An 18,010-nucleotide genomic window follows, 5' to 3' on the forward strand; every position below is an offset into this window, starting at 1 on the left:
GGACTGAGCACTTTCCGAAAGTCGAAGTGCTTCGAATTTGTTGTCATCTCGCCCCCGTGCCCCGGCGCCGGGGCAGTCGCTGCGTCCCCTTGCAGCCAGGATAGTTTACGCAGCCGAGGAAGGTGCCATGCCGGCCTTGACGCTCAACCAGCCAGCCATCGGAGCATTCGGGGCAGGTTGGGAACGAAGCGCCGCAACTACAAATCAGACGGTCCGGCTCAGTCGGACGCTTGGTGGGCAGGCCGCTGCCGCAGACATTGCACGCCTTCAGCATCTGGCCGCAGAGATGGCGGTGCTCGCACGCGAAATACGTCCCGCCGCTCTTTGAGGGCTGCGCCAGCATCCGGCCACCGCAGGATGGGCACCGCCGCTCGGCGCTGGCAGGTTCGCCAATTTCGATGGTCTGATAGTCAGAGCTTTCGATCAGCTCGCGCGCGAAGGATGAGGGCTTGTCACGATCAGCGAGAATAGTGACGGATTGCCGGGCGCGGGTCAGGGCCACGTAGAACAGGCGGCGCTCTTCCGCGTGCTCGAAATTCTCAGGCTCAGGGAGGACGAGATCGAGAAGCGGGTCATCGACGATTTCTGATGGGAATCCCATCGTGTCCGAGACGGCCCGGAGAATAATGACGTGATCGGCCTCAAGCCCCTTGGAGGCGTGCACGGTCATGAAGCGGATCGACAGCTTTGGAAACTGGTCTTCGAGCGTGTGGAGCGCCTGCGGACGGGCATGATGATAGCGGCCCAGCAGGAGGACGCTTGTGCCCGGCTTGGCTGTGGCCGAGAGGCGTTCGAGAGCTGCCTTTAGGGCATCGCCTTCCTGGCCCCATTTGTAGTGGGCGACCATGATAGCCGGGGATGCTGTCGTTGCCGCCGGGACGACGGTCTTCTTGATCTGTGCGGGGTTGCGGAGCACGAAGTGACGGGCCGGGTGAGCGATCTTGTCCACGCTGCGGAAGGTGCGGCCGAGATCGACCGTGCTGTGGACGGTCTTGCTGCCGGCGAAGCTGCCGCCAAACTCAGCGCCGAAGTTGCGCATCAGATGGATGTCTGAACCGGCGAAACGATAGATGGATTGCCAGTCATCGCCGACTGCGAACAGGCGCGCATCCTGATGCTGCGCCTTCAGGGCTCGGAGCAGGCGAGCGCGCCCTTCAGAGATATCTTGGAACTCATCGACCAGGAGATGGCGATAAGGGCTCTTGTAGCGGCCATTCTCAACGTGAGCGGTTGCGCGGACGATCATGTCCTCGAAATCGATCATGTCCCCAAGGCGCGCTTCGTAGGCGTCGATCAGAGCATCGAAGATCTTCAGGAAGGAGCGGCTGCGCGGCACATCAGCTGATGAGGCGGCGCGCGCTTCGCAGCGGGCGATGGTCGACCCCGCGCTCTTGAAGTGCCGTAAGAACGTGGCGAGCGTCTGTGTAAAGGCGTCGACCTGTCCCATGGTCGCAAGGGTGCTGAAAAGCTTGTCGGCGGGGATGGGATTGAAGGTGACGTGGGGGGCGAGTTTGTCCTTGAGGTTGTCGAGCAGCTTACCCTCGACCTTCTCGTAGCTGAACGTCTCAATGAGGGTCGTGCCGTTCGCCGCGTGGAGCTGGCGTTTCCATTCCATGTCGGCGAGATAGCGCTCGCGGTCGATATAGGGGGCGGTCGTGAGGCGCGTTGCGCCGTTGATGCCGCGCTCTTTGCGGACGCCGAAATGCTCGATGTAGATGCCGCTTTCGGTCAGCCGGAAGTCAGGCCGGTATGTACCGCGGGCGTCTTCCGGGAGCGGGCCTTCATAGAGGGGCTCGTATTCGAAGGCGATGCCGTGGCGATAGAGCCAGTTGGCTATTTCCCATTCTTCAAAGCTTCTGACGAGGTCGCCGTTCAGCGTTCGCAGCTCATGGGCCTCGACCCACTGGAAATAACTATCCTGCGTTTTGAAATCCCATTCGCTTTTGTATGGCCAGTAGAATTCGGAGAACCAATCCAGAATGAGTTTCGCGAGCCCGGCCTTGGAGGCGACCTCATTGAGCAGGATATCTCTGAGGAGCGCGCGGAATTTGGCGTCATCGCTGGCGTGATCGGCCAGGGCCGGACCTTTGCCCTCCACCTCGCGAATGATCCTGTTGCCAAGCGCGTGGAAGGTCATGGCATCGACGTCGACGCCCGCCCGCTCCTTGATGCGCGCGGCCATCTCGGCGGCGGCGTCTTTGCCGAAGGCAAGAAGCAGGATGTCTTGGGGCGGGCGGATGCCGCGCTCAATCAGATAGGCGGCCTTGGCGACGATGACGCTGGTCTTTCCTGAGCCAGCCCCGGCGAGGACGAGCGTTGCGTCCTCATCCGTCACCACGGCGAGGCGCTGTTCGGGCGTCAGCGGGTTCTTCTCGATCGTGTCGAAGAAGCCCTTCATCTCGGCAAGATCAGAGTCAATGAAGCGCTGGATGGCGGCCCGGCGCGCTCCTTCGGGGTTGGCTTGGAAAGCGCGGACGGAGTCGACGAGCCGTTGCTGATCCGCTGACAGGACGCCTTCGGGCATTGCGGCTGGCAAGGCACTGATGACTTGGGTTGCGCGCGCGAGAAAAGGGCTGAGAAGGCAGGCGGCGGGATATCTGCGCGGCTGGTCGAGGCGGGTTATGGCGTCGGAGAGCGCGGTCAGTTCGTCTTTCACAGCCTCGAATTGACCGAGGATGTGTGCGCGAAAGGCCGCATTGGCGGAGGAGATGAAGCTTGCGGCATCACGCGGCGCGACCCCGGCGAGGCGGGCGACCCGGCCATCAGCGAGAGGTACCGCGATCGTCATAAAACCGAGCGTGCTGGTCAGACGGGCGGGGCCTGCCCATTGGGCGAAGGGTGCCTGCTGGCGGCCGCCCAGAAAGTCGATTCCCGAAGGCGTCTGCTCGGCAGCCCATGACGCGTGGCCTAGCGAGCGCAGTAACGCGCCTGTCCATGCCCGTCTTTTGAGCCGCTGCGGCGCCGTCATTTCAGCTGTCTCCATCAGCGATGGCTTTGCTGCTGGGGTCGGCGTCGGCGAGAAGGCCAACGCGGTGCTTAATGGCCGCCCGGACCGAAGTGATGAGTTGATCGGGGAATCCGCGCGGCAGCGTGTTGATGACGTCGTCGGTTTGCTTCTCGGCGTTTGCGGCGAGGTCTTCGAAGATCGTGCGCATGAGCGGTGTGCCGACGCCTGCCAGTTCGGCGGTCTGGAGGAAGTGGCGTGGCATGATGGTGTCGACGGGGTAGTGACGGTTCTTGCCGACGGACATGGCGAGCTTGAATTTCTTCTGCTGGATTTGTCCGGCATCGAGACTCGGCTGCGCGGTCAGCACGTCATAGAGCGGGGTCAGGTGGAAGCGTCCGCCGGGGCCGAGCGTGATACTGAAATTCTTCGCGTGGCCGTCGGTGGCGCCGAGCATCCAGAACAGGATGCAGGCGCGCATGAAGGTGGCGATATCCTGTTCCGGCGTATCGCTGCCCTTCAAGAGCTGGATGATGTCGCGCATGCCGGGGCCGCCGTCGGACTGGTATTTACGCGTGGGCGGCACGGACAGGGCCTGGCAGATATCTTCCTGCGGCAGGCGCAGCAGGCGGCAGTCAGCCGTCCAGCGGCGGTCAAAGCGCTCGATGATGAGCGTGCGGCGGTCTCCGAAATCGGCGATCTCCGTGTGGGCTGTCGGGACGCCGAGGGCGGTGAGCAGCTTTAGGCAAAGATATTCATTCTCAACGCTGTTTGAGAGATCAACGCCGTTCGGCAGCTGACCAATCTGCGGCTTGAGGATGTGGGTGGTGGCGGCGGTGCCAGCCGGTTTGAACCATTTCTTGTCCTTGCGCAGCAGCGCGGTCTTTTCCTGCGCGCCCGCGATGGAGATGCGGAAATCTTCATCCTCGCCCATACCGAGGGGGGCGGCGGCGAGGTTGTTGATGATGGCGGCGACCTCATCATCGGTGACAGGATTGCCGTCGGTGGTGCCGGCTTTGCCGGGGTCGACGCCATCGGGGAGGAACTGCAGCGCGCCGACGCAGTCATGGCCGAGGGCGGTCAGCAGGCTATAGGCATCCGTGCCGCCTGCGCCGACGCGCTCGGCGACGCGCTTGCGGATGGCATCGCTGTCCGGAAGCAAATTGTCGAAGACGTTGATGACGGGCGCGCCGATATAGCGGTCCTCGCGCAAAGGCAGGGAGAGCGAGACGGCGAAGGTGTTCTCCCAGGCGAGCCAGTCTTGGGCGTACTGGAAATCGATCGCGCCGGTGGATTCGCGGCGCAGCGTTCCGACGAGGCGGTTGTTCAGGAAGACATTAAGGGGCGCGTGCGCCCGGCGGCGCGCCATCAGAACAGGTCCTCGATATCGACGGCGCTTGCCTTGCTGCGCGGGCGGACAACAAGTTCGAGGTCGAGAGCCGAGAGCGCGGCCATCAGGGTGCGCAGCTGAACGGCAGGTTCACCGGCTTCGAGGCGGGAGACGGTGCCCTGGCGCAGATGGATATGGTCGCCGAGTGCGCCTTGCGTCAGGCCGGCTTGTTTGCGGGCGCGGCGCAGAATAGCGCCGAGCTGTTTTTCGTTGCGGGCAATCTGGTCGGTCATGTGAGTCTCCACGGTCAATATACGTGAGTGCGTATAAAATGTCAATATACGGGTTTGCGTATCAAAGTGAAATATACGAGTTAGCGTATAATTTTGAAATATACGCTAATGCGTATCGCCGGTTACACGTCTGGGCGGCTCTGCCGGGAGGCTTGGCGGGTGAGATAAGTGAGCGCCTGGCTGACGGCAGCCTCTCTTTCCATAGGATTGGGGAGGGTAAAGGCGCGGCGGAAGTGGGCAGCGGCGCTGCTGAAACCGTTTCCGGCCAGCCAGTTCAGGGCGGCCTGGGTTTCCGGGCAGGCTCGGAGGTCTTGCTCGATGCAGCGCTCGACGGCTGCGGTGCAGATGCGGAGCGCTTCCTTCAGGTAGGAGCGGTCGCGGGCGCCATCCGCCCAGACGCCGAAATAGGCGACTTTGTCCGACTTGCTGTCTGAGAACATTTAAAGAACATAGCTTGGCGCCAGATGAGCGGCCAAGGAGGACGTATTCCTAGAGGATGGGCGCGTCCTTGCGGAGCAGGCTCTAGGCGGAGCCCCGAGCCGCGAGGCGTCTCGGCCTGGGCGGGTGACGATCCTTCGCGCGGAGTAAAGAGGGCTCGGGAGCCCACCACCAAAGCAGGCTCTGGCTTCGGCTGTTTCCGCCGCCGCCCCTCAGGCGTGAGGGCGACGGACGGCTCCAGACGAAGCAGGCTAACGGGTTTCCGTAACTTATCAGGAAACGTAAGTTTCCTCTCCAATTCTCTCTGATTTTCTCTATACTCCAGCCAACTGTGTTGGGGAATCAGAGGGCAATGAGCGAGATTCTCACGGTGCGTGAGGTAGCGGCACTTCTCAAGATCAATGAGAAGACGGCCTACAAGCTTGCGGCCAAGGGGGAGATTCCCGGCTTCAAGGTTGGGGGCTCATGGCGGTTCGAACGGGGTGAGATCGAGAGCTGGATAAAGCGGCAGACAGAGAAGCAGGGGCACCAGGGGTGACGACGGAGTATCACGCCAAACTTTTCGCGCATGAGCTGAGCAGGCGGCATTCGGTGGCCGATGCCGGGAAGCTTGCTGCCGCCCTACTTGACGCGCAAGTCGACCTTAATCCGCACCAGGTCGAAGCCGCACTCTTCGCGTTCAAGTCGCCGCTGTCGAAAGGCGCAATCCTTGCCGACGAGGTCGGGCTCGGAAAGACGATCGAAGCCGGGCTCGTCCTCGCTCAGAAATGGACGGAAGGGAAGCGGCGCATTCTGATCATCACCCCCGCCAATCTGCGTAAGCAGTGGTCACAGGAGATAGAGGAAAAGTTTTTCCTACCGACGATGATCCTCGAAGCCAAGAACTACAACAAACTTGCCAAGAGCGGCGTGCGCCGTCCGTTTGAGCAAAAGTCCCTTGTGATCTGCTCCTTTCAGTTTGCGGCCCGGTGGGCTGACGAGTTGATGGTCATTCCTTGGGACCTGGTCGTGATCGATGAGGCGCACAGGCTCCGCAACGTCTACAGGCCAGACAACCGCATCGGTCGCGCCCTAAAGACAGCCCTCGGAAACGCGCCGAAGGTGCTGCTCACCGCGACGCCTCTGCAAAACTCGCTTATGGAGCTGTATGGACTTGTCAGTCTGATTGACGATTACGCGTTTGGCGATGCCAAGAGCTTTCGCGCGCAGTACGCACGCATCACCGGTGACGAGCAGTTTGACGAGCTGAAGGAGCGCCTGAAGCCGGTCTGCCACCGCACGCTGCGGCGCCAGGTTCTCGAATATATCCGCTACACCAATCGCATTCCCATCACGCAAGAGTTCGTGCCGAGCGAGCGCGAGCAGGCACTCTACGACATGGTGTCGGACTATCTTCGGCGCCCTTCGTTGCAGGCGCTGCCATCAAGCCAGCGCACTCTGATGACTCTCATCATGCGCAAGCTTCTGGCGTCCTCGACTTTCGCGATTGCGGGCGCTCTCGACTCGCTGGCGAGGAAGCTGGAGCGCCAGCTTCGTGATGACACGACCATGCGAGAGAAGCTGGTCGAGGAAATCGCAGAAGACTACGAAGAGTACGAGGACGCCGCCGACGAATGGCCAGAGGAAGGCGAAGACACTGAGCTTCTCACCGAGAGCGACATCGCCAACATACAGCAAGAGATTGCCGATCTGCGAGCCTTCCGCGACCTGGCAGTATCCATCTCCGAGAACGCCAAGGGTATCGCTCTTCTCAGCGCGCTGCGGGCCGGTTTTGCGAAGGCGCAGGAGCTCGGCAGCGCTGAAAAGGCGATCATCTTCACCGAGTCTCGCCGGACACAGGAGTATCTCGTCCGACTGCTCTCCGAACATGGCTACGACGGCAAGCTGGTGCTCTTTAACGGCTCGAATGCCGATCCCCAATCCAAGGCGATCTATACCGCCTGGGTCGAACGGCATAAGGGGACCGATCGCGTCACCGGCTCCCGGACCGCCGACATGCGGGCCGCACTCGTCGATTACTTCCGCGAGAAGGCCGCGATTATGATCGCGACCGAAGCAGCGGCAGAGGGGATCAACCTTCAGTTCTGTTCGATGGTGGTCAATTACGACCTGCCGTGGAATCCACAACGTATTGAGCAGCGCATCGGGCGCTGTCACCGTTATGGACAGCGACACGATGTCGTCGTGGTCAACTTCCTCAACAAGAACAATGCCGCCGACCAGCGCGTCTATGAGCTGCTGGCTGAGAAATTCAAGCTATTCTCCGGCGTGTTCGGGGCCAGCGATGAAGTTCTTGGTGCGATCGAATCCGGCGTCGAATTCGAAAAACGCATCGTGTCGATCTACCAGACATGCCGGTCGGAGGCTGATATCGAGGAAGCCTTCGAGCGCCTACGCACCGAGATGGAGACCAACATCTCCGTTACGATGGAAGACACCCGCCGTAAGCTTCTGGAGAATTTTGACGCCGAGGTCCATGATCGCCTTAAGATCAACATGGCGCAGAGCAAATCGTACATCGATCGCTACGAGCGCATGCTATGGGCCATCACCAAGCACGAGCTGGCCAAGCTCGCCAAATTTGATGACGACTATCTGACCTTCACCCTCAAGGCCGTACCCGCCGGTGTTGATGCCCCGTCAGGTAGCTACTTCCTTTCCAAGCAGGGGATTGACGGACATCGATATCGCTTGGGCCATCCTCTGGCACAACATCTCCTGTCAGTGGCGGCCGAGCGTAAACTTAACGGTGCCGAGCTCGTTTTCGACTATACGGCTTGGCCGCAGACGGCGGTCGCCCTCGCGCCGCTTGTGGGAAAGGCCGGCACCCTCGTCGCGCACAAGCTTTCCGTTCGCGGTGCAGACGACCAGGATCATCTGATCATCGCGGCCATGACCGATGACGGCGTCCGCATTGATGCGGGGGCTGCCATGCGGCTATTTGAAATGCCGTCCCGGAAGAGTGGAGCCGCCGACCTGCAGTTGCCGCAGGCGATGAAGGCAACAGTGAATGAGCAGCGTAAGACCATTCTCGACGAGATGGCGCGTCGCCAGTCCACCTGGTTCGACGAAGAAATGGAAAAGCTCGACCACTGGGCCGAAGACCGTCGTGCCGGACTGAAGGCGGACCTGAAGGAACTAGACGAGCAGATCAAGGCGCTGAAAAAGGAAGTGCGGCAGACTGGCAATATGCCGGAGAAGCTCGCGTTGCAGCGCAAGGCGCGAGCACTGGAATCGCAGCGAGATGAAGCGTGGCGCGCCTATGACGCTGCCGCAAAGGATATTGAGGTCCAAAAGGATGGCCTTTTGGATCAGGTTGAAGAGCGCCTCGAACAGGCTGTGTCCGATGAGGAGCTCTTTGCCATCAGATTTCAGATTGTTTGAGGTAACATGCAAACGCGCTTGTTGGTTCAGAGCCCCGCTACGGTCGAAAGCAAAAGTCTCCAGGCTCAGATTGCTGCCTGTATCACGAAGGAAAAGTTCGACTTCGCGCGTGTCGCCGTTGCCTATGCAACGGTCTCTGGGGTTCGATCGCTGCTAGCCACATTTGACGCTCATGGTCTGCAGAAGAGTCGGTGGCTGATTGGACTTGACGACGCGATAACCCAGCCTGGGGCAATCGAACTCCTGCTAACCTTGAAAAACGGCGAAGTCAGGATTGCTTCATTCGAGGATGTCGGTCGTCGTTTTCATCCAAAGCTTTACGCGTTCGCGCACGCTAACAAAGATCATTCCATCGCTACCATGATCGGCTCCGCCAACCTCACGGCCAGCGCATTTTATGGGAATGGCGAGGCTGTTGCGCTGCTCGAATGCAATGACAAAAAAGAAAAGGCTGAAGTGAACGCGGCCTGGGACCAGCTATGGGCCCAAGGTCACAAGCCAACCGTCGATGAACTGAAGGCTTATGCTGAAAAATACAAGAAAGCGGCTGTCCTTCACCGGCAGTACAAGAAGATCGTTAAGGCAAAGCCACCGAAGCCAAAATCGTCGGAGGTTCTTGCCAGCGATGAAGCGGAAATCGATCCGACCATTGCGACCATCTGTTGGATCGAGTGTGGAAATGTAACTGCAATGGGCCGCGAGTTGGAGCTAAAGGCTGAGCAAGGGCTGTTTTTCGGTTTGAACCCAGCAGGAGAAAAAGCAAAGGCCATAGCCATTCAGAATTCGGACGGTTCAATGGTTGATCTGCGCATGAAGTACCAAGGCAATCACATGTGGCGCTTGCAGATGAACAATTCAGTTCCCGAGGTGAAGGCCGGCCTTCGCCCGGTCAAGAAGGACGGAAAGCTTGGCCGGTCACCGTACGTCGCCGTATTCACCCGCATTCCCGGAATGAAGGCAAAGACACTCCAGTTCATTGACCTGGGCAGCAAAGAATTTACAGCGCTTCGAAAGCGCACAATCAAAAGCGGAACACTCGGTAAAACCACAGCTCGCGAGTACGGCTGGTGCGTGTAGAGCCAGTCATCGCGAAGGGAGTCAACATATGAATAGCGCAGAGAAAATTGGATTGGCGTCTCTGGACGTGCCGGGTGAAAGGTTGTCCGAAATTGAGCGATGCCTCCGCGAATCTTTCCCTGAAGTCTTTGCCGAAGGCGGCATTGATTTCGATCAGCTACGGCGAGTACTGGGAGATTGGATTGATCCAGGAAAGGAGCGATTCGGACTGACTTGGCCCGGCAAGGCCGAATGCATGAAGATCATCCAACGGCCGAGCTTTGCCACGCTTAAGCCTGTGAGAGAGGCATCAGTTGATTTTGACTCAACGAGTAATCTATTCATTGAGGGCGACAATCTTGAAGTGATAAAGCTACTGCAAAAGTCATACTTTGGAAAAGTGAAATTAATATTCATAGACCCGCCCTACAACACTGGAAACGAATTTATCTATCCGGACCGTTTTTCAGAAACCTTAGAGACATACCTAAATTACACCGGGCAACTGGATGAAGAAGGGCGTAAATTTTCGACCAACACCGATTCTTCTGGGAGATTTCACTCCCGATGGCTGAGCATGATGTTTCCGCGACTTTACCTCGCACGCAATCTTCTGCGCGAGGACGGTTCGATTTTTATCTCGATTGATGACGGTGAGGTCGCAAACCTGCGCAAGATTTGTGATGAAGTTTTTGGCGAGGATAATTTTGTCGCGAATGTTGTATGGCAAAAGAAATACACTAGGGCGAATGACGCTCGGTGGTTTTCTGATAATCATGATCACATCTTGGTCTACGCAAAGAACAAAGACGAATTCACGATAAACGGGCTGGCGCGGAGCGAGGAGCAGCTAAAGTCCTACGCCAATCCTGATAAGCACCCAAAGGGACCCTGGAAGGCGACACCGCTCCATGCGAAGAGCGGTACGAACACTAGCTCCTTCACGTTTGCCAATGGCGTCAGTTGGTCGCCCCCGAAAGGTACCTTCCGGCGCTTCAATGATGAGGCGATGCGGAGGATGGATGCCGGTGAGGAAATTTGGTTTGGCTCCGACGGCCATCAAATACCGAGCCGCAAATCTTTCTTGAGCGAAGTGAAGGATGGTGTCACGCCGACCACGCTCTGGACCTATCAGGAAGCGGGGCACAACCACGAAGCAAACAACGATTTGAAAGCACTCGGACTTGGCGGCGCCTTTGATAATCCGAAGCCTGTTCGTCTGATAAAGCTGATCCTAAGTCTCGCAACGTCACCGCAAGAAGAAGATATTGTGATGGATTTTTTTGCGGGATCGGGGACGACGGCCCAGGCGGTACTTGAGCAAAACAAAGACGACAATGGGAATAGGCGCTTCATATGCGTTCAACTCCCGGAACATATCGACGGCGGCCGCGAGATAGACGGCAAGCGATATACAAAAATATCCGATCTAACCATCGAGCGAATTCGGAGGGCTGCTCACCGCCTTACGGCCACTAGTGAGGGTCTGCTTCAGCTATCCGGGGACGCAGGAATGGACCATGGGCTCAAGGTGTTCAGCCTAGACTCCTCCAATTTCAGAGTTTGGGACGGCGAAAAGGAGTCGGCCGACCAGATCGGAACACAGATCGAACTGCACGTTGACCACCTCTCGCGGCTGAGCACGCCGGAAGACGTCCTATATGAGATTCTCTTGAAGGCCGGCTTCCCCCTGACAACCGCTGTGAAATCTACGACCATGGCTGGAAAGCAGGTGTTCTCGATCGACGAGGGCGCCCTTCTCATTTGCCTTGAGAAAGAAATCACATCTCAATTGATCGACGCTCTCGCTGACGCCAATCCGCTCCAGGTAATTTGCGTGGACGAAGGGTTCGCAGGAAACGATCAGCTAAAGGCAAATGCCGTTCAGACCTTCAAGGCCCGTGCACAGGCCGAGGAATCTGAAATCGTCTTCAAGACAGTCTGAGGGCGATCGAATGAAACTCAAATTTGATCCCTCTCTCCAGTACCAGCAAGACGCCGTTGAAGCGGTGGTGGGCGCGTTCGCGGGCCAGCCTTTTGCGCAGACGGCAGCGATGGCGTTTCAGTCGCTTCAGATTGGCGGGCTGTTTCAGACCGAGCTGGGCATGGGCAATCGTCTCACGCTTGGCGATGACGAAATCCTGAAGAATGTGCAGGCGATCCAGGAGGCCAACGACATCGAGAAGGTGGCTGCATTGGCCGGTCGTGAGTTCTCGATCGAGATGGAGACCGGAACGGGCAAGACCTACGTCTATCTCCGCACCATTTTCGAGTTGAACAAAGTTTATGGCTTTAAGAAGTTTATAATTGTGGTGCCGAGCGTCGCCATCCGGGAGGGCGTGCTGAAGAGCATCGAGGTCACGAAGGAGCATTTCCAGACGCTGTTCGACAAGGCTCCCTTTGACCACTTCGTCTACGATTCCAAGCGTCTTGGGAAAGTGCGGCAGTTTGCCAGCAGCAACCAGATTCAGATCATGGTCATCAACATCCAGTCCTTCCAGAAGGATGTTGCCGACAAGGACCTGGGGGATATGACCGAGGATGAGCTGAAGAAGCTCAACGTCATCAACCGTGAAAACGACCGTATGTCGGGGCGCCGTCCGATCGAGTTCATTCAGGCAGCCAATCCGATCGTTATCATCGACGAGCCGCAGAGCGTCGATACGACCGACAAGTCGCGGCGCGCCATCCGCAATCTCAATCCTATGGCGACGCTGCGCTACAGCGCTACGCACCGCAATCCTTACAACCTTCTCTACAAGCTGGACCCGATAAAGGCCTACGACCTGCGGCTCGTGAAACGGATCGAGGTGGCCTCGGTCCGTTCTGACGACAACTTCAACGATGCCTATGTGAAGCTGCTCAGCACGGACAACACCAATGGCATCCGCGCCCGCATCGAGATTCATAAAAAAGGCGCGTCAGGCCCGAAGGCGACAAAGATCTGGGTCAAGCAGGGGGACGACCTGTTTGTGAAATCCGACGAGCGCGAGACGTATCGCAACGGCTACATCGTGCAGAACATCGATTGCACGCCGGGAGCCGAGTACGTCGAATTCAATCAGGGCCGGATCCTTGAGTTAGGGCAGGAAGCGGGCGGTCAGGCCGACGATGTTATGAAAGCCCAGGTCTATGAGACCGTCGAGCAGCATCTGAAGAAGGAGCGCGCGCTCAAGGGCAAGGGCATCAAGGTCCTGTCACTGTTCTTCATCGACAAAGTGGCCAACTACCGCGTTTACAACGATGACGGCACGACCAGTCTTGGCAAAATCGGGCAGTGGTTCGAGGAGGCGTATCGCGAACTGACGGCCAAGCCGATCTACAAGGGGCTGATCCCGTTTGAGGTGTCTGACGTTCACAACGGTTATTTTTCGCAGGACAAGCAGGGCCACGCCAAGGATACCCGCGGCAACACAGCCGATGACGACGACACCTACAGCCTCATCATGCGGGAAAAGGAGCGGCTTCTCGATCCGAACGTCGCCCTGCGTTTCATTTTCTCGCATTCCGCGCTGCGCGAGGGTTGGGACAACCCGAACGTCTTCCAGATTTGCACTTTGAACGAGTCGCAGTCGGTTGAGAAAAAGCGTCAGGAGATCGGACGCGGTTTGCGTCTGCCGGTCAACGCGGCCGGCGAGCGCGTGCATAATGAAACCGTCAATCGGCTGACGGTTATCGCGAATGAATCATACGAGGAATTTGCCCGCACCCTGCAATCTGAGTTCGAGGAAGACTTCGGCATACAGTTCGGGCGCGTAGAGAAGATCGCCTTCGCCAAGCTGCTGCGCCGCGCCGAGGACGGAACGGAGAGCGTGCTGGGTCAGGACGAGTCCGTCAAACTCTGGACCGATCTCGTGGCGAACGGCTATCTCAATGCCACGGGCGACATTCTGGAAAAGTTTGACCCCAAGAACCCCCATTTTGACCTGAAGGTCCCGGCTGCATTCGCAGGGCTGAAGGCGGAGATCGTCGACGAGATCAATCGCAAGCTCTTCAAGAACCGCATCGTGAATGCAAGGGACCGCCGCGAGCTGAAATTCCGCAAGGAAGTGCAACTCAGCCCGGAGTTCCAGGCACTATGGGACAAGATCAAACATCGGACCCGGTATCGGGTCACTTTCGAAACGGCCGACCTCATCGACAAGGCGCTGGCCCGCATCAAGCTTATCGAACCGATAAGGGCCCCTCGCGTTGCGACCACGGTTGTCGAGGTAGAGATTACCGACGCTGGCGTCGCCGCTGACAAACAGATCGCCACCCGCGTGCGGGACATGGAGCAGGTGAAGGTCCTGCCTGACATTCTAGCCTTCCTCCAGAAGGAAACCGAGCTGACCCGGCATACGCTGGCCGCGATACTCAAGCGCTCGGGGAGGCTTGCCGAATTCAAGGTAAACCCGCAGGCTTTCATGGCGGCCGTCGCCAAGGAAATTTCCCGTGCCCTTCATGATCTCATGCTTGAAGGAATCAAGTACGAACGGGTTGCCGGCCAGTTCTGGGAACAGAGCCGCCTTGAGCAGGATGCCGAGGAAGGCATCATCCGCTACCTCACCAATCTCTACGAGGTAAAGCACCGGGAAAAGGCGTTGTTCGATGCCATCGAGTACGAGTCCGAGGTCGAGAAGCAGTTCGCCCGCGATCTGGATAGCAACGAGAACGTCAAGCTGTTCGTGAAACTGCCGTCGTGGTTCAAGATCGACACGCCGATCGGTACCTACAACCCCGACTGGGCTTTCGTCACCGAGCGCGACGAGAAGCTCTATTTTGTGCGCGAAACCAAAAGCACCCTCGACAATGAGGAGCGGCGCACGAAGGAGAACCAGAAGATCGCCTGCGGACGGAAGCACTTCGACACGTTGGGTGTCGATTACGACGTTGTAACTTCGCTAGCAGAGGTCTCGTTCTAGCTTCTAGTCGTCGTCTGCCCTATTGCGCAAAGTATTTAGAATCGCGGTTGTCGAAAGCCGGGCGGGTGCCTTCGAGTACGTCCACAAGGTAGCGGTTGATGTCGGGGGATTCGATGGCGCCCATCGTGTAGATCACGGCATTGCGCGCCGAGCGGTCGATATGGGCGTGGATGATCTGCTCGGCGTCGCAGACCACGGCAATGTTGGGGCTGTGCGTCACCATGATGATCTGGCGGCGCTTCTTCACGTCCTTGATGACCGGGATAAGCAGCCGGTAAACGGTCTGGCTGTCGAGGTTTTCCTCCGGCTGATCCACGATGATCGGCTTGTTGCTCTTGTCAACGAGGAGGTAGAAAACGAGGAGCAGGGTGCCGCGCTCGCCAGGTGACAGGTGGCTCAGGTCCTTGCCGTCGAGCTTGAGCGAGTATTCCGGCTCCAGGTAGCCGAAGGTCCACAGATAGTCATAGAGGTCCTTCACAGTGACGTTCTTGCGCAGTTGGGAAACGATGCCCGTCTTTGGCTTTTGCGGGTTGCGCATATCCGTCTGGAGATATTGCGTCACACGTTCGATGAAGGCGATGGTTTCGTCCGCGCTGTTGAAGTCGAAGTCAGAGCGCAGTTCTTCCAGCGCGGCTGCGCCTCTCTCCTTGTTGTAGAACGAACCGACATTGCCCTGCGAAACGTAGCGCTCAAAAAAGTCTGTCTGGAATGTGCGCTCGACGATACTGCTTTCGAAAGTGAGCTTGAAACCTTCCTTGATGATGACGCTGCCGCTGATAAGCTCCTGGACAGCTCCAAAAAGCTCCTTGTACACGTCACGAATGGCGGCCACGCACTTGTGGATTTCTGTGGCAATGACTTTGCGCTGCTCCTGGAGGGCGGCGATATCGCCCGGCAGCTTCGTGGCGATGTAGGAAAGCTGCGCTTCATACCATTTCAGGGTGTCTGCCTTCTCGGCATCGCCTTCAATCACCTGCGATCTTTCTTGCCACACGCGCAAGGCTTCGTTGTAGCGCTGGTACTGCTTGTTCGGGGCGTCGAGCTGGTCTTGAAGACCTTTGATGCGATCAAGGCATGCGGCCTTCAATGCTATGACGCCCGTCGCAGTTTCCGGGGCTAGGTCAGTGTCGATGAGAGACTTCTGGGCCGTAAGGCCTTCCAACGCCTTCGGCAGGACGGTCTTATCGACCGTGAGTGTGATGATGGACTTAAAAACGAGAGACAACTTCTGCAAGTCGGCGGCCGTCTCGCGTTCGAGCCGCCCATACTCGGCCTCGAAATTCTCGATCTTGCCTTCGAGTTTTTTGGCGATGGCAATCTTTTCTGTCACGGTTTTCTGAAGGGCCTGCTGCTGTACGATCTTCGCGTCAAGCTCGTTCAGCGTGGTCCGCTCAGCCGCGAGTTTTTCGGCAATCGCTTCATAAGCCGCCTTGTGCTCAGCACTGACATTGCCGGGCTGTTCGACCGTGGCGGGCCGGTTTTCCTGGTGCGCTTTCAGCTCCTGCTGCTTGAGCTTCAGCTTTGCGTCGAGCTGGGCGGCAAAGTCCGCCGTGGCCTTGTCTTCCAGCCGGATCAGGTCGCCATTGATGCGGGAGATTTCGCGCCGGGCACTGTCGATCTGGCCCTTTAGCTCTTCGGTCTTGTACTCGATCAGTTCGTCGAGCGTTTCCTTATCAAGGCGATCGGCATCACTGATGTGAGAGAAGATGACCTTGCGCAGTTCGAGCTGGAATTCGCTCTGCTGGCCGGGTTCGGTTTCGGTGCAGACCTTCTCCAGGTAGGTTTGCGGAATGTAGCGCACCAGCTCAACGCCGTTTGTGTCCGGCTTCGCATTCAGCGATGACGTGCTCTCGGTGCCATCCTTCCAGACCGGGCGCACCTCGAATTGCTTGGCCAGCTTGCCGTTGCGCTCGCAGAATCTCTGTTTGGTCAGGAAGGAGAAATGGGCCGTGTCGCAGTGGGTGTTTCCGGCAAGGGCGAGGATGTCGGCAAGCGCGCTCTTTCCGCTACCCTTGTTGCCGATGATGGCGACCATGTCGGCATTGAGCGGCAATTCACATTCAAACCAAGATTCCGGCGTGTCGGCATCCGGCGTTTTGGCGATATGGAGCCGGTCGATATAGCGGGTGGCGTTGGCGCGCACCTCTGCCAGCTTGGGCGGCAGCTTGCCGATGAAGACACGGTCTTCGGGTTCATTGATGATCTGGCGCAGGCCGCTGAAGGTCGGGTCGGCCTTGATCCAGCAGTACTTGTCGGTCGGTTGCGAATTGTGATCCTTGAGCTTACCAAGTTCGTCATTCATGTTGTGAGAGTCGCTGCCCTTGATGCAAGGCTTCCGGCAGCGGAACCAGCCCCGGTACTGGTCATCGGAATAGGCTGTATCTTTCCACAGGAAAAAATCGGCCTGCTTCTTGTTCGACGAGCCGAGGATATCGGCGTTGTAGATCAGATTTTCCTTAAAGAGCTTGTCGGTGGCGGGGTTGATGCCGTCGATCCCGCCGTACTCGTCATACGGCAGCCAGATAAGAAAGCGGTCCTTGAATGATCCGTCGCTGCGCAGCGCCTGAATCATGGTGTTGTAGTCTACGGACACGTCGTCGAGCAGGAACTGGCTGTCACTGTAGCGGTTGCCGATGGAGCTGTCCTTGACGCGCTGGTTCTTGAGGAAAGTCTCGATGTTCTCGGGATCGACGGCCGGGTCGAAGATCAGGTGGAAGTTGATACGCTGCCCTGTCCCTTTCTTGTTCATCAGCACATTGGTCATGCGGCATTCGACTACCGGCATCAGCACCTTGGAACGCAGCTTTTCGAGGGATTCCCGGTAGGCCTTGTTGCCTTCCGTAGCTGCGCCCGGATCATCGAGACGGCGCTTCACTTCCCGGTATCCGACGACCGAGAAATAATCGTTGATGCCGATCACGTCGCAATCGGCATTGCCGAGCTGGATGATGAAGCCATTCCAGTCTCCCTGGAAATTGTGCGAGGCGGGGGTGTGGACATGGAGGTCCCACTTGCGCCATTCAGCACCGCGCGGCCAAGGATTTGTCGTCATACACCCCCCTCTTGTTATTCTTCGTGGGCTGGAGCGCCGGCCGTAATGTAGCCGAGTCTGCGGCGCGTGTTCAGCGGTTCGGTAGCAATGGGGGCAATTAACAACGTTCCGCAGGAGTATCGCCAGATTATTTGCAGTTTTTGTCCACAGGGCTGCCTCCGCTTTGCGCGGTCCGGGCTCTATGGCTCTCGCCACGGAGCCTTTGTCTCCGCCGGTTCCGGTGACGATCCCTGGTAGGGGTAAGGCCGGAGGCGTTCGGGCGCTGAGGAGGGACCAGGGCGGGCGCCGCCCTCCCTCCCTCGGGCACGCTTTCTACCGGCAGGCAGGGCCGCGCCGTTCGCAGGGCGTCGGCCCCGCTCAGGCCGCATCCCGGCCCGCCCCGAAAGCGCACCGACCCGAACCCCCCCCGCTCTCGGCGAGGGCCAGGGGTGCAGGCACCCCTCTACCAAGGCATCCCGGGCCGAACGCCGGAATCTGCGCTCGGGATAGTCTCATCACTGTAGTTCGCGATTTTGGGGAATTTTTAGTAATTCGCTATACTTTTGCCTGTAGGATACTGCACTACTGAAAATTCTCACTTATCGTGAATTTTCGTGGTATCATTAGAGT

10 protein-coding genes are annotated in these 18,010 nt (G+C 58.2%); 5 read left to right on the forward strand and 5 right to left on the reverse strand.

What is annotated here, in order from left to right; translation table 11 throughout:
• Positions 1 to 43 precede the first annotated feature (43 nt).
• The 4 genes from WHT83_RS06505 to WHT83_RS06520 all read right to left on the reverse strand — a co-directional run bounded on the left by WHT83_RS06505 (position 44) and on the right by WHT83_RS06520 (position 5,007).
• Positions 44 to 2,968: a UvrD-helicase domain-containing protein gene (locus WHT83_RS06505; protein ID WP_406873340.1), complete on the reverse strand. Its 2,925-nt coding sequence runs from the start codon at positions 2,966 to 2,968 to the stop codon at positions 44 to 46.
• Position 2,969: 1 nt separating this feature from the next.
• Positions 2,970 to 4,313, reverse strand: a complete 1,344-nt coding sequence (locus WHT83_RS06510; RefSeq protein ID WP_406873341.1) for a type II toxin-antitoxin system HipA family toxin — start codon at positions 4,311 to 4,313, stop codon at positions 2,970 to 2,972.
• Positions 4,313 to 4,567: a helix-turn-helix domain-containing protein gene (locus WHT83_RS06515; protein WP_406873342.1), complete on the reverse strand. Its 255-nt coding sequence runs from the start codon at positions 4,565 to 4,567 to the stop codon at positions 4,313 to 4,315. Before WHT83_RS06515 ends, WHT83_RS06510 begins: the two co-directional genes overlap by 1 nt.
• Before the next feature lie 122 nt (positions 4,568 to 4,689).
• Entirely contained in the window at positions 4,690 to 5,007 is a 318-nt protein-coding gene (locus WHT83_RS06520) for a hypothetical protein (protein WP_406873343.1), read from the reverse strand.
• A gap of 350 nt (positions 5,008 to 5,357) precedes the next feature.
• Between WHT83_RS06520 and WHT83_RS06525 the strand changes: the two genes are divergently transcribed.
• The 5 genes from WHT83_RS06525 to WHT83_RS06545 are packed head-to-tail and all read left to right on the forward strand — an operon-like array spanning position 5,358 to position 14,349.
• A complete protein-coding gene (locus WHT83_RS06525) occupies positions 5,358 to 5,543 on the forward strand; it encodes a helix-turn-helix domain-containing protein (RefSeq protein ID WP_406873344.1) in 186 nt (61 codons plus the stop codon).
• Positions 5,540 to 8,389: an SNF2-related protein gene (locus WHT83_RS06530; protein WP_406873345.1), complete on the forward strand. Its 2,850-nt coding sequence runs from the start codon at positions 5,540 to 5,542 to the stop codon at positions 8,387 to 8,389. The genes WHT83_RS06525 and WHT83_RS06530 overlap by 4 nt, the downstream gene beginning before the upstream one ends.
• 6 nt (positions 8,390 to 8,395) lie before the next feature.
• Positions 8,396 to 9,466: a phospholipase D-like domain-containing protein gene (locus WHT83_RS06535; protein WP_406873346.1), complete on the forward strand. Its 1,071-nt coding sequence runs from the start codon at positions 8,396 to 8,398 to the stop codon at positions 9,464 to 9,466.
• 28 nt (positions 9,467 to 9,494) lie between these two features.
• Positions 9,495 to 11,390 (forward strand): site-specific DNA-methyltransferase, encoded by a 1,896-nt coding sequence (locus tag WHT83_RS06540; protein WP_406873347.1) that lies wholly within the window; start codon positions 9,495 to 9,497, stop codon positions 11,388 to 11,390.
• A 10-nt stretch (positions 11,391 to 11,400) separates the two neighbouring features.
• Entirely contained in the window at positions 11,401 to 14,349 is a 2,949-nt protein-coding gene (locus WHT83_RS06545) for a type III restriction-modification system endonuclease (RefSeq protein WP_406873348.1), read from the forward strand.
• Between the two features lie 19 nt (positions 14,350 to 14,368).
• Here WHT83_RS06545 and WHT83_RS06550 read toward each other — a convergent pair whose 3' ends face one another.
• Entirely contained in the window at positions 14,369 to 17,401 is a 3,033-nt protein-coding gene (locus WHT83_RS06550; protein ID WP_406873349.1) for a TrlF family AAA-like ATPase, read from the reverse strand.
• Positions 17,402 to 18,010: the final 609 nt, after the last annotated feature.

Source organism: Aminobacter sp. P9b (assembly GCF_045345995.1).
Classification (GTDB): domain Bacteria; phylum Pseudomonadota; class Alphaproteobacteria; order Rhizobiales; family Rhizobiaceae; genus Aminobacter; species Aminobacter niigataensis.